The sequence below is a fragment of the Thermococcus fumicolans genome (assembly GCF_055386755.1).
The window spans coordinates 1594918-1615391 of the sequence record NZ_AP042424.1; the positions used below are offsets into that span (position 1 = coordinate 1594918).

Here is a 20474-nt window from a genome sequence, read left to right on the forward strand (position 1 = left end):
TACCATGCTAGAAGTCTTCTTCCTCGGCACCGGCGGCATAATGCCAACCAGGGAACGGAACGTGCCAGCGATAGCCCTCCGCTACAAGGGAGAGATAATCCTCTTCGACGTCGGCGAGGGCACGATGAGGCAGATGAACACCGCAAAGCTGAGCCCCATGAAGGTCGAGAAGATATTCATAACCCACTTCCACGGCGACCACTACCTCGGGCTGGCCGCGTTAATCCAGACCATGAACCTCTGGGACAGGGAAAAGCCGCTCCACGTCTACGGCCCCAAGTACACCTTCGAGTTCGTGCAGCACTTCCTCAACAGCGGCTTCTTCCGGCCGGGCTTTGACATTCACGTCCACGAGCTTGGCGAGACGAGGCTGAAGTTCGGGGACTATGAAATCTGGAGCTTCAAGGTGGAGCACGGTGTTCCAGCCCTCGGCTACGTCTTCAAGGAGAGGGACAAACGCGGGAAGTTCCTGCCGGAGAAGCTGAGGGAGTACGGCCTGAGCGAGGGGCCAATCCTCGGGAAGCTTGAAAGGGAGGGCCAAATCGAGTGGAATGGCAGGATAATCCGCCTTGAGGACGTCACAGGGCCGAGGAGGAAGGGACTCAAGGTCGTCTACACCGGCGATACGGAGCCGGCTGAGAGGGTAAGGCTCTTCGCTGAGAGGGCCGACCTTCTCATCCACGAGGCGACCTACCTGAACCCCGGCGACAGGGGCGACAGCTACCACTCGACCGTTGAAGAGGCCTGCGAGACGGCGAGAAAAGCCAAAGTGAAGCTCCTCGCGCTCTTCCACAGGGCCTTCCGCTACACCTACGAGGAATACGCGAGGGAAGCGGCAAGGATATGCGAGGGCCTCGGGGTTAACTTTATCGTTCCAAGGGACTTCGACGCCATAACCTTCAAATCCGGCTCATGGGAGCTTAGAAACCTCCTGGAGGAGAGAGGATGAGCTACCTGCGCTACGTCAAGGTCATAGGCACGATGCACGTCTCACCGAGGAGCAGGGAGGAGGTCATCAGGACGATAGTGGAGGAAAGGCCCCACGCCGTCGCGGTGGAGCTCGATCTTCCCCGCTTCCAGGGGCTCAGGATGGGCAAGAGGGCCGAGCTGAGGGAGAGCCTCAGGCTTGGAAGGGCTGGCCTGGTCAGCTACCTCCTGACGAAGCTGGAGGAGAAGCTCGGGGAAGAGTTCGGAATGGCACCCGGCGGTGAGATGCTTGGGGCGATAGAGACCGCCGAGAGACTCAACATCCCGCTCCTGCTGATAGACGAGGACATAAGGGTCATCATGAACAAGATCCTCATGGCCCCGGCGAGGGAGAAGCTCCTCCTGATCCTGGAAGGTTCGCTCGTCTTCCTGCCAGGAATGGGGGAGGAAATAGGGGGAAACGACGTTCTGGCGGCGTACAGGGACATGATGAGGGAGTTCAGGTTGCGCTATCCTTACCTCTTCCGCGTCCTGGTAGAGGAGAGGAACGAGATAATGGCGAGGAACCTGAAGGCGACGGTGGATGAGCTTCTCGCAAGGGGGATAAAACGGCCCAGGGTGGTGGCCGTTGTGGGGATGGGGCACAAGGAGGGGATAGAGCGCCTCCTCAACTCGTGGAAACCCGGGAGGAGGTTTATTTATCCAAATGGGCTGGGCAACCTTTATAACCCAGGAACGGCTACTTAGAGGGGGAGAGGCCATGACAGAGGTTTTGGAAAGGCTCAGGAAGATGCTCAACGTCGAGATACTCGAGGTGGAATACGAGGGTGACAAGATAATAGTCTACGTCCCCGAAGACCAGGTCAGGATAGCAGTGGGCACAGGGGGAGCGGCAGTCAGGGCCGCCGAGCTCGTGCTCGGCAAGAAAATTGAGGTGAAAGCCAGATGAACCCCCGCGAGGTTGAGGATCTTGCACTGTCTTTTCTCGTGCTCCTGCTCCTTTTCTCAAACTTCGAGATCAAAAACATGCCCTACGTCTCGCTGGCCGTCCTGACCGCGTTCGTCTTCCACGAGCTCGCCCACAGGCAGGTGGCGGAGAGATACGGCTACCGGGCGTACTACAAGAGGTGGGACACCGGGATAGTCATCGCCCTGGCCCTAGGCCTGCTAACCCGCGCTCTAACCGGGAACACCTGGATATTCGCGGCCCTCGGCGCCGTCCAGATCTACGCCCCCTACATGCTCGCGGACAGGGAGGCCTTCGGCAAGATAGCCCTGGCCGGCCCGGCAACCAACATGGCGGTTGGCATGGTCTCACTTCTCCTGATCCAGGTTACCTCAGGGGCCGTTCAGCTGGTTCTGGGGATAACGGCCTCGGTTAACTTCTGGCTGGCTTTCTTCAACCTCTGGCCCATCCCTCCTCTCGACGGCTACAAGGTCCTGAGGTGGAACGCCGGCTACTGGGCGGTGGCAATAGGGATAGCCTACTCCCTCAACATGCTCCTGTAACACTGCCGGTGATACAAAAGGGAAAGGTTAAATAGGGGTCTTCCTACTTACTCCGGTGATGCTCATGGAGTACAAGAGCCCGATTGGTGTCGATATAGACCTCGAGACCGGCGTCATCCCCGGAGCCAAAAAGCTCGTCAGGAGGCTGAGCGACCTCAAGGGCTACTTCCTCGATGAAGAAGCCTACAACGAGCTCCTCAAGGACGATCCGGTTGTCTACGAGGTCTACGCTATAGAACAGGAGGAGAAGGACGGCGACCTAAACTTCGCCACCACAGTTCTCTACCCCGGCAAGGTTGGCAAGGAGTTCTTCTTCACGAAGGGCCACTTCCACTCGAAGGCCGACAGGGCGGAGATATACTACGGCATCAAAGGCGAAGGAGGGATGCTCCTCCAGACGCCGGAAGGAAAAGCCGAGTGGATACCGATGAAACCGGGAACGGTTGTCTACGTCCCGCCCTACTGGGCCCACAGGACGGTTAATACAGGCGATGAACCGTTCATATTCCTTGCGGTCTATCCTGCTGATGCGGGCCACGACTACGGGTCGATAAAGGACAAGGGCTTCTCCAAGCTGGTTATCGAGGAAGACGGCGAAATAAAGGTCGTTGACAACCCGCGCTGGAAGGAGTGACCTTTTTTCTCCCTTTATCCCCCCAACATCAGGGGAAGCAGGAAGGGGACGGCCATAGTTATCACAAAGCCGTGGACGAACGCAACCAGGGCTACCTCCCTCCCGCCGGCCTTAGTTATTATCCCGAGCGTCGTGTCCATAGTTGTGGCTCCGCCAACCGTGAGGCCCACCTCTGCGGGGATCCGCCTCACCAAGAACGGGTAAAGGGTAACGGTGAGGATTTCCCGGAGCAGGTTGGCCAGAAAGCCCAAAGTGCCGTAGGTGGCCGAGTACTGGGCTATTATCGGACCGGTTATCGAGTACCAGCCGCAACCGGCCCCTATTGCCGAGGCGTATCTAAAGGGGACTCCCACGATAAGCCCGGCAAGGAGGGCGCCCGAGATAGAACCCAAAATGGTCGTAACAGCCAAGAACACCCCAACGCGCCCCGACTTCCGGAGGGCCTCTAAGTTCATCCCCCTGCCCAGATCAAGGCCTATCAGAAAAATGAGGACGTAGAGAACCCACTCGTAGAGGTTTCCTAGGCCAGGGGACAGAGTTTTGCCGGCTATGAAACCTAGAGCCAAGGAAGCGATAACCATCGCCGAGAAGCGGCTCAACGCAGCCACCTCCAGAGGAGGAACCCAAAGAGAAGGCTTCCGGCAGAGGTGAGGACTGCCAAGACGATCGAGGAAACGGCTAGCCAGCCGGCGTTGACCTCAACCTTTCCAGCCTCGACCCCCATGAGGAAAACGAGGACGAGAACCGTTGCGCCGATGAGGGAGTCCAGCCTCATCTCCTTAATCGATCTGCGGCCCCGCAGCATGCGCCCCACTGCGAGACCGAGGAGAAGGGGGATTAAAATGTTCATGGGGGACAGTTCACTTGGGATTTATAAAAGTTTGTCGTCTCCATGAGCCAATACGGGGTTTATGAAAAGGTTTTTATGAAGGATATCTCACCATTGGGACGGTGGTTGAAATGATCCGTCCGTCCGAGAGGGCTATGGGTGTTGAGTACGCGATAAGGGACGTTGTTCTTCCCGCTAGAGAGCTCGAAAAGAGGGGAATAAATGTCATCCGTCTCAACATAGGCGACCCCGGCAAATACGACTTCCAGCCGCCTGAGCACATGCAGGAGGCATACTGTCGCGCTATAAGGGAGGGCCACAACTACTACGGGCCGAGCGAGGGTCTCCCCGAGCTCAGGGAAGCCGTCGTCCAGCGCGAGAGGAGGAAGAACGGCGTCGACATAACAGCTGACGACGTCCGCGTTACCACTGCAGTTACCGAGGCCCTTCAGCTCATCTTTGGAGGCCTCCTTGACCCCGGCGACAACATACTCGTGCCGAGTCCGAGCTATCCTCCTTACGTTGGCCTAGTCAAGTTCTACGGGGCGGAGCCCAGGGAGTACATGACGGTTGAGGAGGACGGCTGGCAGCCCGACCTCGACGACATAAGGAGGAAGATAGACGAGAGGACGAAGGCCATAGCGGTCATAAACCCAAACAACCCGACCGGCGCGCTCTACGAGAAGAAGACGGTAAAAGAAATCCTCGACCTGGCCGGAGAGTACGATCTCCCCGTCATAAGCGACGAGATATACGACCTCATGACCTACGAGGGGAAGCACGTTTCACCGGGTTCACTCACCAAGGACGTTCCGGTCATCGTGATGAACGGCCTCTCAAAGGTCTACTTCGCCACCGGCTGGCGCCTCGGCTACTTCTACTACGTCGATCCCGAGAACAAGCTTTCTGAAGTCAGGGAAGCGATCGACAAGCTCATGAGAATCAGGATATGCCCCAGCACGCCGGCGCAGTTCGCGGCCATAGCCGGCCTCACCGGCCCGATGGACTACCTTGAGAGGTACATGGCCAAGCTCCGTGAGAGGAGGGACTACGTCTACAAGCGCCTCACCGAGATCCCTGGGGTGAGCACTCAGAAGCCGCAGGGGGCATTCTACATATTCCCGCGCATCGACGAGCGCTCAAAGTGGAAGAACGACAAGGAGTTCGTGCTCGATGTGCTCCACGAGGCTCACGTGCTCTTCGTCCACGGCTCGGGCTTTGGGAAAGCCGGCGACTGGCACTTCAGGATAGTCTTCCTCCCGCCGGTTGAGATCCTTGAGGAGGCCATGGACCGGTTCGAGACCTTTATGAGGAAGAGGCTCGCGGGGTAAGCCTTTAGGCCCTTTTTATTCTTGCCTCAGACGTGGTGGCCCTCCTCACAAGTCGGTGCCGGGCCAACCGCTCATCATCGGCATCCTTCAATGACCATTTCCCAAATGTTTTTAAAGGCCACTTGTTACTACCTATGGTGAGCTGCATGAACAGAATAGCCGGAGTTATACTGTCCGCTCTGGTTGTCATGATGATAATTCCGCAGGCAAGTGCTTCATCGGGGACGCATCCCAAGCTCATCCAGAACCCAGGAAGGTTCATCGACGTCTCCCCTGCGCTCTGGATCGGGGAGATCAACGACGCCATCGGTATAGTTTCTTCCGGAGCCGCCGGGAGTGCCTACACCCTCGTAAGCCGGGACGGAAAGCTGCTCTTGAGCAGGCTTTACCCGGATCTGCACATAGCATCGGCCACGAGGGTTGGAAACACCATCTACGCCGCTTCGTTCGGGGGGGAGATAGTTAAAATCTCCCCAGACGGCAGGATCTCCCGGGTGATGGCCCTCTCCTCAAACGAGAGCGGCCGGGCGATAGCCTTCGCCGAGTCGCCGAGGGGGGCCTACGTCCTGTGGGACTCGGAGTCAGATGATAGCCTCTACGTCACCCTGCTCTCAATCGGGGACAAACCCCTGTGGACGCTTAAGATCAACGGCTCCCTTGACGTTATCAGACCCCTCTGGAATCCGATTCTAATTTCCGGAAACGGAGAGCTCTACGTATTGCTCCCAAGCGTGAAAACGTGGAGCACCAAGGTCGTGAAAATATCGGGGAACGGCGAGCTGGTGTGGGGCAAGGAGGTGGATGGCTTTCTGGCTACCTCCGGAACCTGGAGCGGCCACCTAATCCTCGCGGGCCTCGTGAAAGGGGGCATCCTCCATCAGAACCTGAGCCTTTCCCTTCTCCCCATTCCCTTCGTGGAGCAGGGGTTCTACACCTCCGCCCCTGGAATCATCGGGCTCTCCAGTTCGGGCGTGGTACTCTACTCCCGGGAGTACCCAACCGTCGTCGCAGTAAAAACCGACGCGGCAGCCGAACTTCTCGGCGTAACAGATGCCACAAATTCCCCCTCTGGCCCGTGGCTTTACAACCCGATCTTCGTCCCCGTTTCCGTGATTAAAGCCGGGGACGGCTTTGTAATCGGGATGACTCCCCTCATGGGTTCCCTTTCAGAAGAGATCAGCGATTTCTCGGGGTTTTACCTCCTCAAGATCTCGGGTTCCGGAAAGCCCATCACTGGAACGGTTCTTAACGGCATGTCCCCAGGTAAGGCCGGAGGGTTCTCCCGCAACATAGTGGTCGCCAGCGAGAACTCCGGAGTACTCTCCGTTCTCATGCTCAACTCCGAGCTTGAGAAAGTCTGGAATAGTGATTTCCTGGGCTCCCAGATGGTCTTGGACGTCCTACCCTCGGGGGAAACCCTCTGGAGCGTGGTGAACCTTACCTCCACCCCCAGCCTGGCGGCCGTTCGCTACGCCGAAAACGGCAACGTTGAGGGTGCTTTTTTGATGGAGGGGAACTACTCCCTTCTGGCATCGGCGGCAGGAGGGGACAGGCTTTACATCCTCCTGGAGGACAACGGCACCCAGTACCTCCACGTTCTGCCGGACAGGGTAACCTACGTTCTCCCGAGGGAAGAGAGGAAAGGCCCCTTCCGCCCCAAGACGAAGGCGATGCTCATAGGAACCGAATACGGTGTTGTAGTCAAACCGAAGGACTCGAGGTCCGTGTACTACATAAGGCCCGGAAAGAAAGCTTACTCCCTCTCTTTCGGGGGCGGAAGCAATTCCTACGTCACGTTTGAGACGATAGAGGGCGGTGCCTATTCCAACGGGACCCTGGTCCTATTCGACGGCTCGGTTCTCATGTTCTTCAGGGAAGGAAAAGACGGCCTGAAATACTCGGGAGCTTTTGAAATACCTGGTATCCAGACGGTTGCAGGGAGCAGCGGAGGCCTCTACGCCCTCTCAAGGGTAGAAGGAGGGTTAAGACTCCTCCGGCTCCAGGACGGAGTCCACGCCTTCAAATGGTGCAGGGGCGTACCCCTGGACTACTTCACGAGCCTACAACGGAAGGACTACCCGCTATGGGTGAGGGGGAACTTCGTAGTCCTGGGACTCCCCCACTACTCCGGTACCCTCCACGCGTTCATGGTTTTCAGATCCGACGGGGAGTACGTCGGCTCGGCATTTCCTCCCGTCTACTCGGTTCAAACGGTTCTCTCCGCGAACGAGACTGAGATAGCGGTCCTTGGAAACGGCGGGGAGCTCATCGACTATCCGCTGGAGAAGAACAACACAGTTTCAGACTGCACTGACTACATAAACGACAGAGCCGTGGAAAAGCCCGTGTCCCTCTCCCCAGTAGAGCTCAAAGAGTCCTCCCCCAGAATGAGGAAGCTCTCCCCCGAGGAGTACGTTGAGCTCCTTATTAACCCCAGCGGCCGGGTTCACAGACCCGCGGAAACCTTCACTGTGAAGGTCGTCGAGGGTTCATTGAAAGGCCTGTCCTCGAACAATACCTCCGCGGTCATTGGATACGACACGATCTCCCCGTCAGTAGAACCGCTGAAGCTGTCTTGGGCTAGAGTTGAGGGTTCATTAAGCCCTGCAGAGACGAACTACGAGGTCGTGGATCTCTACACGGCCAGAGAGACCTCCGAAAACGCTGGAAAGACCCAGAACTCAAACCCATCCGAAACGTCCACGACGGAGAAAAAGACCTCGAAGGGGATATGCGGCCCCGCCCTGCTACTCCCCATGGCCCTTCTCCCACTCCTCTGGAAACGCCGCTGAGCTTTTCTATTTTTTGATACAGCAGGGCTAAAAGGCGAAGTTTCTACCGGGGGAAGTGTGGTGGGCCCGCGGGGCTTCGAACCCCGGACCTCCGCCTCGTGAGGGCATCGATTATGCTCAAAATTCGGATTTAAACCCGAATAATCGGTATTTGGGTGATTTGGGTTCGGATAATCCGTATCTCAGTTATTCGGGGTCGGCGGTTCCGCAAAAAACCGGGCCACCGTATAACCGTAACCCTATATTTACTGAATTTATTAAATTAAACCCGAATATCCGAATATCCGATAGTACAGTTAATACGGTTAATAAAGATGATACGGATTTCAGATATACGGATGATGCGGTTTATGGTAGGGGTGTATATAGAATAAATTCAATAGATATGGTCGTGGATTATGCGAGGGTTCGGGAGGGGTTCAAGCGGTGGCTGGAAGGTCGGGTTAGTCGGGGCGTGGTGAGGGATTATATCAGTTCGTTGGACAGGTTCCTCGGTGAGCGGGTCATCAGTAGTTCGGCTGAGGTTTCGGAGTTGATGACGGTGGCTGGTAAGAACGACAAGTTCGTCAAGGCTTTTCGGAACCTGCTTAACTATCTTGAGGAGCGGGAGGAGATTAACAAGGAGTTCGCGGATAAGTTGCGGAGGGTTCTAAAGATTCCGAAGCGGGGTTTAGATCTTTATTTGCCGTCGGATGAGGAAGTCCGGGACTGGTATTCTCGTATCAAGGACAGGGACGACGTGCGTCTGGCTTTCCTTATTATTGCGTTCAGTGGTATCAGGGTTGCGGAGGCGGTTAAGGTGTTGAATGAGTTCGATGAGCGGTTGTTGAAGTTTGAGCGGGTGAACGGGAGCGAGATTGCGTATTACGAGCTTAATTGGGTGAGGGGTTTCAAGCGGGCGAATGCGGTTTTCATGCCGGTTTGGTTGGCCAAGATGTTGCGGCGGTTCGATGTTGGGTATTATGCGTTGAACGCTTATGCGGTGAAGCGGGGTGTGAAGATGAAGTATCTTCGGAAGTGGTTTATCAACAAGATGATGGAGTTTGAGGTTCCGGAGTCGATTGTGAAGTATTACGTTGGTCACAGTTTGGGCAAGGATATTATGGCTCTTCATTACTTGGACATGATGGTTCAGTCGAAGCGGTATTATGCGAAGGTTGTGGATAGGCTGGAGCGGGTGCTGTTCCCGGACGGGAGACCACAAGTTTAAACGGTTTAATAGAGGTATGGATAGAGGTATCGGATGTGGAGGTGATTGTTGAGAGTCGTATTCCTGATTATTTGACTCAGGATACCACAGACTGTCTTTGTTTTCGTGGGGTTTTTGAGTTCAGGAGGTTTAAGATTGGGTTGGTGATGAGCATGAGAAAGATGTTTGATCCATTTGCACTCTTGGCAACTTTGGTGGCAGCGTATTTTATTTTGAGTAGATCAGGATTCATGGTGTTTTTGATTTTCATTACGATGGTGCTTTTGGTTTGGGTGTTCCTTGGCGGAGTGTACAGGTATTTGATTAGTCTTCTGGATAACTGGGAGCAACTTTAATTTCCATTTTTAGTTTTGGCAGAGTAATTTTATGCTACTATGACAAGTTAGAATTTCAAAATATGGCTGAAACTAATTGGTAAATTTGGATTTGATTGAAGTAAGATTTGATGGAATATAAAAGTTCACCATTACAAAAAATATTAAAAAGGAATCCCACATAATCAGTGTGGTGGTTTTATGGATATGGAAGTCTTAAGCCAGGTGTTAGAACTAATCAACTCAAACAGATCCCTGTACCTATCCAATGAAGAGGCCACAAAATTGCATTTAATCCTACGAATTTTAAAAGGTCTTGGATGGGATATTTTTAATCCCAGAGACATGGTTCCAGAAGCGAGGAGTGATGGAGGAGGCCGAGTGGACTATGCACTATATAAAGGAGGCAAATGTGTAGCCTATGTAGAAGCCAAAAATCTGAATACCAATGTGATAAAAGATCACAATGCGCTTAGACAACTTGGATATTATTGTTTTAATGATGGGGTCAGAATTGGAATACTAACAAATGGCATTCAATGGGTAGTTATTGATGCTTTTGATAGGGAGAAAAGACTGGCAGATAGGCGGGTTATTGTTGTGGACTTAAAGTGGCTACCTCTAGGGGAGAATGCTAGAAGGCTATCTTGGTTATCAAAAGAGAAAATAGACAAACTAGTGGAGATTTCGGACAATGAGCGAAAAACCTTAGTGGATCTTCCAGCCATCGATACTGATAGATCGTGGCAGAGTGGAGTTACGCAAAGTATACAAAAAACAGGTTTATCCGAGAGGATTAGAACTCTAACTGTAACTGAGGTAACCGTTGATAAGCCTCCAACACACACAATAGATGAGCTTTTCAATAGTGATCTCAGGGGAAAAAGACCAATGGCAGTATACGTAAAATTTAGGGAAACATGGTATCGGCTTGATGTTGTGGGTGGAGCTTCTTGGAGGCAGAGACCTAGACTCGCATGGAGTACTCTTCTGCCTGCAGTTGTAGTATTTTTGATTCAGAAGGGAGTATCTCTTGAGGATCTCCGAATATACGGCTGGATTGATAGGATAGAAAACATTCCAAGAAGTTCATGGGTCATTTATGTCGGTGCTGGTTTTGGAGTAAGAATGCCAAGTGATGGAAATTCTACGATCAGGATCCTAAAAGAACTGATTCAAAGGCTAGAGATTGATGTGGCCATAACATTGGTCTAGCGAGAACTTATTGGAGGGAGGATATTGAAAGAAGTCCTTCGATCTCTCTACACTTGGTGTTTTGTGTCCTTAGTTTCTCAATAAAGAATAGTTATTCTGCTAAAGGAGGGTTTGGGTATGCCGAAGGCTATACTGATAGTTGATAATGTGGATTTTGGGAAGCATGTGGAGTGGTATGTTAGGGCGATGTCGTATATGGCTCTTCAGAATGTTCTTGAGGGTAGGTTGCAGACTCGGAGGCCTCGGTCGTATTGGTTGGTGCATCTTGGCTCGGACAGGTATATGCCGGACGGGAATTACGTCGGCATATTGAAGAGGGAGCATGCGAAGGGCATACCGGATGTTTTCAGGACGATGTGGTTTAAGGAAAAGATTGTTAATTTCTATGAGGTTGCACAGTTTATTAGGGAGAAGGGCGAGGAGCTTGGGGTTAAGGAGGTCATAATTACGAGTTCTCATGCTGGGAAGGATTTCAGGCGGAATGTGGCTAAGCAGTTGATGGTTGAGGTTCTTAACGACGAAAAATACAGGTTTGCGAAGTTCTTTAGGAAGCTTAGGGCTTCGTCGGCTGGGGATTATGCTTTTACGGGTCGGTGGAAGGATGGTGTTTTTATTGGCGTGCTTTACAAGAAGGGTATTCCTGTTGCGGGGATTATTGATTATTATGTTATCGGTCATGAGGAGGAGTTGAACGAGTTTGTGGCAAAAATACTGGCACCTGAGTGAAATGGTTAGGATAGCCAGATAAAAATACTGTGTATTATCGTAATATTCGGCAGCCATATCTAGTTGGGCGGAATAATATATAGGGGGTGTTGGGAAATGAAGGCTGTGGTTAAGAAGGTTAGGTGGTTTGGTGTCGAGGCTCCGATGGTTTCCCTTAAGGAGATGGTGTATGTGGTAACTTATCTCGACTACTTCAACAAGAGGCCTATGTGGGAGAAGTTCGAGGAGATTTTTGGCAAGGAGATTACGGAGAGGGTCAGGAACGGTGAGGAGCTTGAGGTCGAGCTTACGGATGAGCAGGTTGAAAGGATTATGAGGGGTAGGTGATGTCTTTTCAGTTTTCATATTTTAGTGGTGAATTACGAATTGGGGGTGAAAGTGTGGTTGTGGTGAAGGCTGGGTCGAGCACAAGGCCGGTTTTCTATCTTGGGATTGAGGACATGGTGGATTATCATTTTGGGTTCAAGGTTGGGTTTAAGAGGGTTGTGGCTAATATCTGGGAGTATGAGGGTTATATCCTCATAATGGATACGGATACGGTTTTGGCGGAGATAATCGCGGACGGGGTGTTGGAGGATGTAGTTTCCCAATATGGTTGGCATGTTGAGGAGTTTAAGTACGAGGAGAATATGTTTGGGGAGTTGGAGGCGATGGCGAAGGTGAGGGTTAAGGGTAAGGTTGAGGCGGATTACCTGAAGGATGCTTTTCTGGAGTTTTTGAGGCAGGTTAGGGAGAGGATACCGTATATTGAGGATATTGTTGGTGAAGTGATTTCTAAGAATGGGGGTGAGCTTTCTTGGTGATTTTTACTACTCTTGGTAGGGTTATCGAGAAGGGTTACTGGCTCGGAACGGAGAAGTGGAGGTGAATTTCCTTGGTTTATATAGGTTCACGCAACATGAGGTCAGAATATCACAAGCAAGAAGAATCGAAAGAGAAAAGCAAAAATAGGAATATGGTGTACATGACTATCGCAAGAATTATCGTGCGAAGTCCGTGTATAATTCCAGAGAATGATTGGCATTTTCCATTTACTTCTTTTGAAGAGGCAGTTGCAGGGCTTTCTACATTGTCTCTCAAACAACCAGTGCGGATTTACAGAAAAAAGTTCGACAAGATCGAGACAATAAGGAGGACATATAATGTATGGTACTTCTATGCTCGCCCAGAGCTGGATCCAACGGATCTTAAAATACGGGCAGAGGTCGTAGAATGGATACCATACCGTGAACTTAAAGCTGAAGTCAATAATCTCACCGAGGAAGTGTTTGGGATAAGAACTTGGAACCTAAATGCCGTGGACTATGCAATTTCCAACAAGAGGAAGATGTATGAAGTAATTAAGGTTCGGTACAAGGACAAGTATGAAAAGTGGGGTGAGGTCTGGGTTCTTAGGAGATTCAAGAAAGAAACGCTCCAAAAACGGGGAGACTCTCTAGAGAAAAGACGGAAAAAGAAGTATATTAAACGTTGAAGTGTGAATTCCTCACATGTACTATTCTCTGTCGAAATTAGTGGTTGATGTGGGAGGTGTGGTAGCTATGGCTGAGAGTGGAGGTTGGGTTTGGAGTGAATGGGATTTTAGGAAGAGGTTTAGGGTTGAGTCGAAGGATGTGGTTATGAAGGGGCTGGATGACATTGAGAAGCTTTATACAGAGTCGGATACGATTTACGAGTTTGCCAACAAGTTGGCAGAGTATCTTGGTGTGGATGCGGGGTCGGACGAGCGGTATCTTAAGGTTTTCGCGGTTGCGGGGGTGATTGATGCGGTGGTCAAGGCTCTCGCAAAGAGGGATGCGGGGTTCAGCGCGATAAACGACGAGGAGAGGATGTATGGTTGAATACCTCACAGCAGAAGTAGCAGGTTATGATTTTGTGAGGAAACAACTCCCTTTAAAGTATGGGTGGGCAAAATGAGGAGGGCCGGGAGACCCGGCCCTTAGGTGTCGGGTCGGGGTCGGGGTGGTCGGGTCGGGATTGACTCACCCTAACTCCCAGTAATAGCAGCAGGGTTTTAATATATAAATTTTTTGGTACTCGTACTAAGTAAGACTTATAGAAGTTCAGAGAAGTTCAGAAGATATCAAAAAGCTGACGATCGAATGATGTAGGTGATGGTCTATGGGGGCGTTGGGGGTATCTGGCGATACTCCTGTTTGGTTTTTGGCTTTTCAGGAAGGTTCACGGAATACTAGAGAGAGGTTTTGTAGCGGCGTTCATAATAGCGCTCCTAACGATGTATTACATAATGGGCACCAGAGGGTCGGGCTGTTTTTTGGCCTACTGGGTTCAATATTGCTTGCGGTGTTGGTGTTTGTGGTATTCCCGATGGTGGCGATAATGTTCGTCGGATACCTGCTCAGAAAGGGTGCAAAGTGGGCTGATATGGAGGGGTGAGTTTAGCTCTAATTTCTGCTTTGGGGGTGTATACGGTGAGGGTTAGAAGAAAAGTTGGCAAGGTTAGGAATAGTTCGGGTGTTGAGTATCCGGTTCTTAGGTTGCCGAGAGAGTGGGATTGGTTGATAGGTAAGGAGGTCGAGATTGAAGTCGCATACGTAGATGGCAGGTTGGCGGTTATAGTCTTTACAGATGATAGGATTGCACAACCGGTTGTACAACAGGTTGCACAAATACCCCAGAAATCTGATGATGAAAAAGACCGGATTTCTCTTCTTGAGGAGAGATTGGCTCGGTTGGAGCGGTTGTTAAGAAATGGGGCGGTTTACGATCTTCAGTCTCCAGAGCGTCAGCTCTGGTGGGCCCGCGGGGATTCGAACCCCGGACCTCCGCCTCGTGAGGGCGGCGTCATAACCAGACTAGACCACGGGCCCGTCCCGTCTATGAGGAGAGGAGCGCGGGTTATAAATCTTTCGCCGGGGAAAGTTTTTAACTCCCAATTCCATCCCACGGCAGGAGGTGAGAGCTTGAAGACCCTATGGGCACCGTGGAGGATAGAGTACATACGCTCACCGAAGCATGAGGGATGCATATTCTGCGACTTCCCGAAGGAGAACCGCGATAGGGAGAGGCTCATCCTCTACCGCGGGGAGCACAGCTTCGTGATAATGAACAACTACCCCTACAACCCGGGCCACGTCATGATAGCCCCCTACCGGCACGTCGGGGAGTGGGAAGACCTCACCGATGAAGAAATCCTCGAGATAATGAAGCTCTCCCAGCTCATGATAAAGGCAATAAGGAGGGCCATGAACCCGGACGGCTTCAACCTGGGCGTTAACCTGGGCAGAGTGGCTGGGGCTGGAATAGACGACCACGTCCACCTCCACATCGTCCCGCGCTGGAACGGGGACACAAACTTCATGCCGGTCGTAGCTGACACCAAGGTCATCCCGGAGTCCCTGAAGGAGGCCTACGACGAGCTAAAAAAGGCGATAGACGAGGTTTTAAACGAAGCCGAGCGTTTCTGATCCAGCTTTTCCCTATTTCTTCAAGACGAACAGCCTCAGATAGCCGTAAACGTGGAGGAACAGGTAAAAGGCCGCCCAGAACCACAGGAGAACTGGAAACAAAAGGATCTCCAGTTTTGAACCCCCTTCGTTTCTGACGGCCACGGCCATCGTCAGCATTTCAAACAGGACAAAGAGGACCAAAAGCCCCCACCTTTCAAGCGCAATGGCCATTGGGGGAAAGACGACATCGGAGAGCGCTATAACGTCGCTAACGGCGAGGAAGAACCGGTCCTTCAGCGGCCCCGCACCGAGCTTGGGCAGGTCCCCAAGGAACCACCTTTTGCGCTGTCTCCAGAGGGACGAGAGCGTCAGGGGCATCCTGACCCACGCCCTGGCCGTGGGCGCGTAGAGAACCCTTCCGATCCGTTTGAGGGCGATAGTTGTCGCGTAGTCCTCAACCGGATCCTCGACGAAGCCGCCTACCTCCAGAAGGGCCTCCCTCCTGAAGGCGGAAACCGGTCCCGGGGCGAGGCTGAGGTTTTCAAGCTCCTTGGCCCGCCTGAACATCGCTATCCTCAAATGCTCAACGTCTTGGGCGAGCTCAAGAAACCTCCTCCCAGCAACCCGAACCTGTCCCCCGACTGCCACAACATCCTCGGAGTAGAACCTCCTCACGAGCTCGGAGACGGCCTTCTCCTCCAGAAAACCGTCGGCGTCGGTCGTCACAACGATCTCACCGGAGGAGGCCTCAAGGCCCAGGTTTAGGGCCCTCGCCTTGCCGCCGTGCTCGGCTTTTATGACCTTGAGCCTTTCGTCCCTAACCGATAAAGCTCTCTCGTACGTCCCGTCCTCACTCCCATCGTCGATAACTATCACCTCGAGATCGGGGTAGTCCTGGGAGAGGGCGGCTTTAACGGCATCCTCTATGTTCTCCTCCTCGTTGTACGCCGGGATGAGAACGCTGACCCTCGGCCTCCACTCCCGCGTGCGATAGGCCTTTCTAAGGCTCAGCAGGTAGCGGAGGAAGAAGTAGCCGTCCCAGAGCAGGATGAGGGAGAGGAGGATCTCGACCAGCATCCTTCACGGGTAGGAGGAGATTTTTAAAAGCCTAACCCCAAACCACCTCGGGGATGATGAGTTTTTCCCTCACTCCGAGCGGTGACGAGGAGCCGATGCTCTGACCTTCTCCTTCGATAACCCCTCAAACGGCCCCCAAAGAGGCTGAGGAAGAGGCCGAGGAGGAAGAGGAAGTTATTGATAAGGCCCAGGGAGTGGAGGCGATAGCCGACGTAGGAAAGGATGATTAAGAAGCCGACTACCAGGGCACCCTCTATGACATTGCCCTTTCCTTTCCCCACGATATCACCCGCAACCTTTTCAAGGCCCCTTTCTCTGCCTATCAGAAACTCCTCGCCAGAGGTCCAGCCGGACGGGACATCCTGAGAGGGTGCTATGAGAAAAGTATCCCCAGACCTCGCGATGATCACTTCTCCACTCGTCATTGCAGTTATCAGGAGGGCATCGTGGAGGCAAGTCTTGTCGGGGTTGAGGAGAAGAGTGTAGTCCCGCAGCTTTCCCTTAAGCCTCGAAAGAAGTTCCGGATCGGGGGGATAAGTGTAGTAGAGCACTCGATACCGGTACCTCATGGGAGGAATTTGGAGAAAAGGGATAAAAAGCTTAACTCAGCTCCTGAATCTTCTTCCTGACGAGCTGGCTGACGAGCTTACCGTCCGCCCTGCCACGGAGCTTCGCCATTGCCCTTCCCATTATCATGCCCATTGCTCCCATTCCCTTGGCCTTTATGACGTCAATGTTGGCTTTGACGACTTCGTCTATGATTTTCTCGACCTCCTCCTCGCTGAGGAGGGTCAGGCCCTTCTCCTCCGCAACCTGCTCGGCGGTCTTCTCAGGGTGCCTGGCGAGTTCCTTGAAAATCTCCTCAAAGGCCTCCTTCGCAATCCTGCCGTTGAGGTAGAGCTCAAAGGCCTCCCTGATGTGCTCATCGGTGACCTTCTCTATCGGGACCTCCTTCTTAAGGCCCTTGAGAACAACCACGAGGATTGAGGCGACCAGCGATGGTTTTATGCCCCTCTTCACGAGCTCCTCGAAGAGTTCATCGCGCTCGTCGTTGACGAGGGTTTCAGCCAGGCTCCTGTCAATCTTATACTCCTTCACGTAGCGCTCAACCCTCTCCTGTGGCAACTCCGGAAGGCTCGCCTTAATCCTCTCCTTCTCCTCAGGTGGAATGAAAATCGAGGGTATGTCGGTTTCGGGATACATCCTCGCCTTGCCGGGGAGGGGACGCATGTACTGGGTATTGCCGTCCGGCAAAGCCCTCCTCGTCTCCTCGGGAACACCTTCTATAGCTTCCCTAGCGCGCTTGATTACCTCGGCTAAAGCTTTCTTGGCGGTTTCCTCCTCCGCAGCAACAAGAACGAACGCGTCTTCTTCGCCAAGCTCAAGCTTTTCGATGATTGCGTTAACCTCTTTTTCTGTAATTCCATAGTTCGGTAGTTCATCAATGTGGAAGATTCCCCTCACGTACTTTTTAGCCCTGTCTGCCATTTCCGTGCCCAAACGCCTGCCCGGCTGGATTTCCCTGCCTATAAGCCCGCGGAACTTGGGTAACTTAACGGCAAGAACCTTCCCGCCTTTCTTTATCGTCCGGGTTATTATCTTTGATTCAGTGTTCTGGAAGACGTCGGTAACGTCGTAGAATTCCTCCTTGATGTCATCTGGCTTAACGCCCCTCTCGCGAAGCTCGTCGCGGATTTTGAGAAGGTTGAGCTGTCTTTCAACCTCGCGCTCGATGATGAGGGGAATCATGTCCAGCTCCTGGACGCCCTTAATCTCGACGCGAGCGCCACCTTTAATGGAGACGTTCAAATCCTGCCTTATCGTTCCGAGACCGCGCTTGACCTTTCTCGTTGCCCTTAGAGCATCGCCGATGTATTTCGCGACTACTTTAGCCTGCTCCGGGTGGTGTATGTCGGGGGTTGTGCTTATCTCAACCAGCGGAATTCCGAGGCGGTCGAGGCGGTAGATTACCTCCTTTTCCTTCCGCTCGACTATTCTACAGGCGTCCTCCTCAAGGCATATCGTCGGGATTCCAACGCTCCCCCAGGGGGTGTCAACCCTACCGTCGAGCGCTATTATTGCCGTTCTCTGGAAGCCGGAAACGTTCGAGCCGTCTATGACTATTTTACGCATGAAGTGAACTTCATCAACGGGCTTTGCGTTGAGGAGGTAGGCAATCTGAAGCGAAACTTCAAGGGCTTCCCTGTCGGGTCCCCTCGGCGGTTCCTCATCCATGTAAACCAGGTCGCTGAGCTCGTAGTTACCCTCGTAGATGTATTTTCTCCCCTTCTTGAACTCCTCCAGAGCGGCAGGGTCAATTTCCCCGAGCTCACTCATCGTGGGCCTTAAGCGTCTTTCAAAGGTGAAGTCAACCCTCTCGGTAAGCTCGCTCGGAACGGGTGAAAACAGCTTTTTAGTATCGAGTTGCCTGTGAATCTCAAGGCCGACCTTTAGGCCGAGCTTTTCGTAATCGAACTTCTCGGTCATCTCAACACCTCCAGATTGGTTCTCAAAAAGTCATCATCGAAGGTAACCAATTTTGAAATCCCATACACTTCACAAGTTGCAAGTATTAAGGCGTCGTTGGGTAAGAGGCCGTATTTTTTCCGCAAGTCTCTGCTCCTCTTGACGACTTCTTCAGTTTCTTCCAAGAACTCAAGCAATCCAGCAGTATGGAGCTCATCGAGTAAGCTGTCAAAGGCCTCGACAATCTCATAGAGTGAGGGGTCTCTTTTCAGCTCTTTCTTGAGTGCATAAGTCCCTTTTTTCCCGGTTTTGGAAGTGAAATGATGACCAAGAATGACAAAGGAAACCTCTGAATAGATGGTGGGGGTTATACACAGCTTGCACTCTCTGCTAACACTGTCTAGGAGCCCAACTGCCCTCTCGTTTCCACTGAGAACCTCAACCCACACGTTGCTGTCAACTACCGCCAGCTCTTTCCTCGATGTACTCATAGTACTCTGCCTCCCAGTCGTGCTCGCTCTTCTTCAATATGCCCGCGTATTTCCTCAGAATCGGGCCGGCGCTCTTCACTATAACCTCTACCTCCGTTCCCTCAGGCAGTTTGACGTTCTCCAAAGGCATAAAAATCCCGTTTTTATAGACCGCTTTTATACCCACACCCATCACCTCAGGAAGGTGTCAAACCTCGTGTAGGGCGTTATCTCGCCGGCGTAGTTGGTGAGCATCATCTTTCTCACTTCGTCGAGGTCGGTGGTGTGGCCGAGAACCCACATCAGCTTGACGTAGGCAGTCTCGGGCAACATGTCCTCGCAGGGAATCGCCCCGGCCTTGAGGAGCTTCCTTCCGTTGGAGTAGACGTTCAGGTTCACCCTTCCGTAGAGACACTGGCTCGTTACGCAGACCGCCACACCCTCCTCAACGGCGCGCTGGACGTGCGGTATGAAATCCTGCGGAACATGACCGAGGCCGGTTCCCTCGATGACAACACCCCTGTAACCCTTGTCAACCAGAAAGTCGAGAAGCTCACCACTGATTCCAGGATAAATCTTGAGGATTGCAACCCTTTCCTCCATCTTTCCGTCCACTTCAACCTCTCCCTCGCTCCTCCTTCTGTAATCACTCCTAAGAAACTCTATCTTACCCTTAGGCCATACCCTTGCTATCGGAACGTCGTTTATGCTCCTGAACGCATCTCTCCTGCTCGTGTGCATCTTCCTTACCTTCGTTCCGCGATGAGCTAAGCAGTAGGTGTCGCTCGTTTCCCCATGCATGACAACCATGACCTCAGCGACTTCGCTGGTTGCCATTTTCACTGCACAGGTGAGGTTCATAGCTGAGTCGCTACTCGGCCTGTCGGAGCTCCTCTGGGCACCGACCAAAACAACGGGCTTGGTAAGGTTCCTGAGCATGAAACTCAATGCAGAGGCGGTATAACCCATCGTGTCCGTTCCGTGAGCTATAACAACGCCGTCCTCACCGGAGTTGAGGGCCTTTGCCACTTCCTCGGCTATCTTAACCCAGTAGGCTGGCTTCATGTCCTCGCTGAGGATGTTCATTATGAGCTTCGGTGTGACGTTTGCCATCTCAAAGATTTCCGGAACGGCCTTGGCAAGCTCCTCAGCGGTGAAAGCCGGGTGAACTGCTCCCGTCTTGTAGTCTATCCTGCTCGCTATCGTTCCACCGGTTCCAAGGATTGTAACGTTGGGGAGACCCTCCTTCCGGGGGAGAACTTCCCGGAACGTCATCTCCGGTTTCTCAACGGCCTTCTCGAGTATCTCCACGCCCTCGATGGCGTCAATCAGAACGCCGATGTTGTAGCCGTTGTCGAGCTTTATCGTCAGCGTTTCGCCGGGAGAAAGCTCATAGGGAGGCATTACAAGGCCTTCAAAGGTTAAAAGCTCGTTCCCTTCCCTTTTGACAATCCTGATTAGGTCTCCAACCTCAAGGTTATGTTTCCTCATGAACTCCTCAACCTTTCTTCCCATCTTCATCCCCCGCTCAAGTTGGGTGCAAACTATAAAACGCTTGTGAATG

Annotated in this window: 23 protein-coding genes and 1 tRNA gene; 15 read left to right on the top strand and 9 right to left on the bottom strand. The window is 52.7% G+C overall.

Features of this window, described 5'->3' with window-relative positions; all coding sequences use genetic code 11:
* The first annotated feature begins 4 nt into the window (after positions 1–4).
* The 5 genes from ACZ5AM_RS08890 to ACZ5AM_RS08910 all read left to right on the top strand — a co-directional run bounded on the left by ACZ5AM_RS08890 (position 5) and on the right by ACZ5AM_RS08910 (position 3070).
* Complete coding sequence (locus ACZ5AM_RS08890; protein ID WP_464914619.1) at positions 5–949, top strand: ribonuclease Z; 945 nt, start codon at positions 5–7, stop codon at positions 947–949.
* Positions 946–1674: a TraB domain-containing protein gene (locus ACZ5AM_RS08895; protein ID WP_464914620.1), complete on the top strand. Its 729-nt coding sequence runs from the start codon at positions 946–948 to the stop codon at positions 1672–1674. Before ACZ5AM_RS08890 ends, ACZ5AM_RS08895 begins: the two co-directional genes overlap by 4 nt.
* Positions 1675–1687: 13 nt before the next feature.
* Positions 1688–1876, top strand: coding sequence for a KH domain-containing protein (locus ACZ5AM_RS08900; RefSeq protein ID WP_464914621.1), 189 nt, complete (start codon positions 1688–1690; stop codon positions 1874–1876).
* Positions 1873–2436 carry a site-2 protease family protein gene (locus ACZ5AM_RS08905; protein WP_464914622.1) on the top strand — a complete coding sequence of 188 codons (564 nt, stop codon included), beginning with the start codon at positions 1873–1875 and terminating at the stop codon, positions 2434–2436. Before ACZ5AM_RS08900 ends, ACZ5AM_RS08905 begins: the two co-directional genes overlap by 4 nt.
* 64 nt (positions 2437–2500) lie before the next feature.
* Positions 2501–3070 carry a glucose-6-phosphate isomerase gene (locus tag ACZ5AM_RS08910; RefSeq protein WP_464916105.1) on the top strand — a complete coding sequence of 190 codons (570 nt, stop codon included), beginning with the start codon at positions 2501–2503 and terminating at the stop codon, positions 3068–3070.
* A gap of 14 nt (positions 3071–3084) precedes the next feature.
* Here the strand turns inward: ACZ5AM_RS08910 and ACZ5AM_RS08915 are convergent, their stop codons facing one another.
* Positions 3085–3669 carry a LysO family transporter gene (locus ACZ5AM_RS08915; RefSeq protein WP_464914623.1) on the bottom strand — a complete coding sequence of 195 codons (585 nt, stop codon included), beginning with the start codon at positions 3667–3669 and terminating at the stop codon, positions 3085–3087.
* Complete coding sequence (locus ACZ5AM_RS08920) at positions 3666–3920, bottom strand: hypothetical protein (RefSeq protein ID WP_464914624.1); 255 nt, start codon at positions 3918–3920, stop codon at positions 3666–3668. The genes ACZ5AM_RS08915 and ACZ5AM_RS08920 overlap by 4 nt, the downstream gene beginning before the upstream one ends.
* Positions 3921–4030: 110 nt before the next feature.
* Here ACZ5AM_RS08920 and ACZ5AM_RS08925 point away from each other — a divergent pair, with 110 nt between their 5' ends.
* From ACZ5AM_RS08925 to ACZ5AM_RS08965, 9 genes are all read left to right on the top strand, one after another.
* Positions 4031–5230, top strand: a complete 1200-nt coding sequence (locus ACZ5AM_RS08925) for an aminotransferase class I/II-fold pyridoxal phosphate-dependent enzyme (RefSeq protein WP_464916106.1) — start codon at positions 4031–4033, stop codon at positions 5228–5230.
* Between the two features lie 137 nt (positions 5231–5367).
* On the top strand, positions 5368–8022 hold the full coding sequence (locus tag ACZ5AM_RS08930; RefSeq protein WP_464914625.1) for a hypothetical protein: 2655 nt from the start codon (positions 5368–5370) through the stop codon (positions 8020–8022).
* Between the two features lie 385 nt (positions 8023–8407).
* Complete coding sequence (locus ACZ5AM_RS08935) at positions 8408–9232, top strand: integrase (RefSeq protein WP_464914626.1); 825 nt, start codon at positions 8408–8410, stop codon at positions 9230–9232.
* Between the two features lie 515 nt (positions 9233–9747).
* On the top strand, positions 9748–10761 hold the full coding sequence (locus ACZ5AM_RS08940; protein WP_464914627.1) for a type I restriction endonuclease: 1014 nt from the start codon (positions 9748–9750) through the stop codon (positions 10759–10761).
* 117 nt (positions 10762–10878) lie between these two features.
* A complete protein-coding gene (locus ACZ5AM_RS08945; RefSeq protein ID WP_464914628.1) occupies positions 10879–11487 on the top strand; it encodes a hypothetical protein in 609 nt (202 codons plus the stop codon).
* A gap of 96 nt (positions 11488–11583) precedes the next feature.
* On the top strand, positions 11584–11814 hold the full coding sequence (locus tag ACZ5AM_RS08950) for a hypothetical protein (RefSeq protein ID WP_464914629.1): 231 nt from the start codon (positions 11584–11586) through the stop codon (positions 11812–11814).
* 53 nt (positions 11815–11867) lie between these two features.
* On the top strand, positions 11868–12290 hold the full coding sequence (locus ACZ5AM_RS08955; protein ID WP_464914630.1) for a hypothetical protein: 423 nt from the start codon (positions 11868–11870) through the stop codon (positions 12288–12290).
* Positions 12291–12361: 71 nt separating this feature from the next.
* Positions 12362–12961, top strand: a complete 600-nt coding sequence (locus ACZ5AM_RS08960; protein ID WP_464914631.1) for a hypothetical protein — start codon at positions 12362–12364, stop codon at positions 12959–12961.
* Positions 12962–13028: 67 nt separating this feature from the next.
* On the top strand, positions 13029–13328 hold the full coding sequence (locus tag ACZ5AM_RS08965) for a hypothetical protein (protein ID WP_464914632.1): 300 nt from the start codon (positions 13029–13031) through the stop codon (positions 13326–13328).
* 912 nt (positions 13329–14240) lie between these two features.
* On the opposite strand, the gene ACZ5AM_RS08970 is transcribed toward ACZ5AM_RS08965, so the two are convergent.
* Positions 14241–14318: transfer RNA gene (locus tag ACZ5AM_RS08970), tRNA-Val, on the bottom strand.
* Positions 14319–14411: 93 nt separating this feature from the next.
* On the opposite strand from ACZ5AM_RS08970, the gene ACZ5AM_RS08975 reads away from it, so the two are divergent.
* Entirely contained in the window at positions 14412–14915 is a 504-nt protein-coding gene (locus tag ACZ5AM_RS08975; protein WP_464914633.1) for an HIT family protein, read from the top strand.
* Between the two features lie 12 nt (positions 14916–14927).
* Here the strand turns inward: ACZ5AM_RS08975 and ACZ5AM_RS08980 are convergent, their stop codons facing one another.
* The 6 genes from ACZ5AM_RS08980 to gatD are packed head-to-tail and all read right to left on the bottom strand — an operon-like array spanning position 14928 to position 20425.
* Positions 14928–15974 (bottom strand): glycosyltransferase family 2 protein, encoded by a 1047-nt coding sequence (locus ACZ5AM_RS08980; protein WP_464914634.1) that lies wholly within the window; start codon positions 15972–15974, stop codon positions 14928–14930.
* 23 nt (positions 15975–15997) lie between these two features.
* On the bottom strand, positions 15998–16543 hold the full coding sequence (locus ACZ5AM_RS08985) for a hypothetical protein (protein WP_464914635.1): 546 nt from the start codon (positions 16541–16543) through the stop codon (positions 15998–16000).
* 31 nt (positions 16544–16574) lie between these two features.
* Positions 16575–18461, bottom strand: coding sequence for a Glu-tRNA(Gln) amidotransferase subunit GatE (gene gatE, locus ACZ5AM_RS08990; protein WP_464914636.1), 1887 nt, complete (start codon positions 18459–18461; stop codon positions 16575–16577).
* Positions 18458–18931 (bottom strand): type II toxin-antitoxin system VapC family toxin, encoded by a 474-nt coding sequence (locus tag ACZ5AM_RS08995; protein ID WP_464914637.1) that lies wholly within the window; start codon positions 18929–18931, stop codon positions 18458–18460. Before ACZ5AM_RS08995 ends, gatE begins: the two co-directional genes overlap by 4 nt.
* Positions 18897–19103, bottom strand: coding sequence for an antitoxin family protein (locus tag ACZ5AM_RS09000; RefSeq protein WP_464914638.1), 207 nt, complete (start codon positions 19101–19103; stop codon positions 18897–18899). The genes ACZ5AM_RS08995 and ACZ5AM_RS09000 overlap by 35 nt, the downstream gene beginning before the upstream one ends.
* A complete protein-coding gene (gene gatD, locus ACZ5AM_RS09005) occupies positions 19103–20425 on the bottom strand; it encodes a Glu-tRNA(Gln) amidotransferase subunit GatD (protein WP_464916107.1) in 1323 nt (440 codons plus the stop codon). The genes ACZ5AM_RS09000 and gatD overlap by 1 nt, the downstream gene beginning before the upstream one ends.
* Positions 20426–20474: the final 49 nt, after the last annotated feature.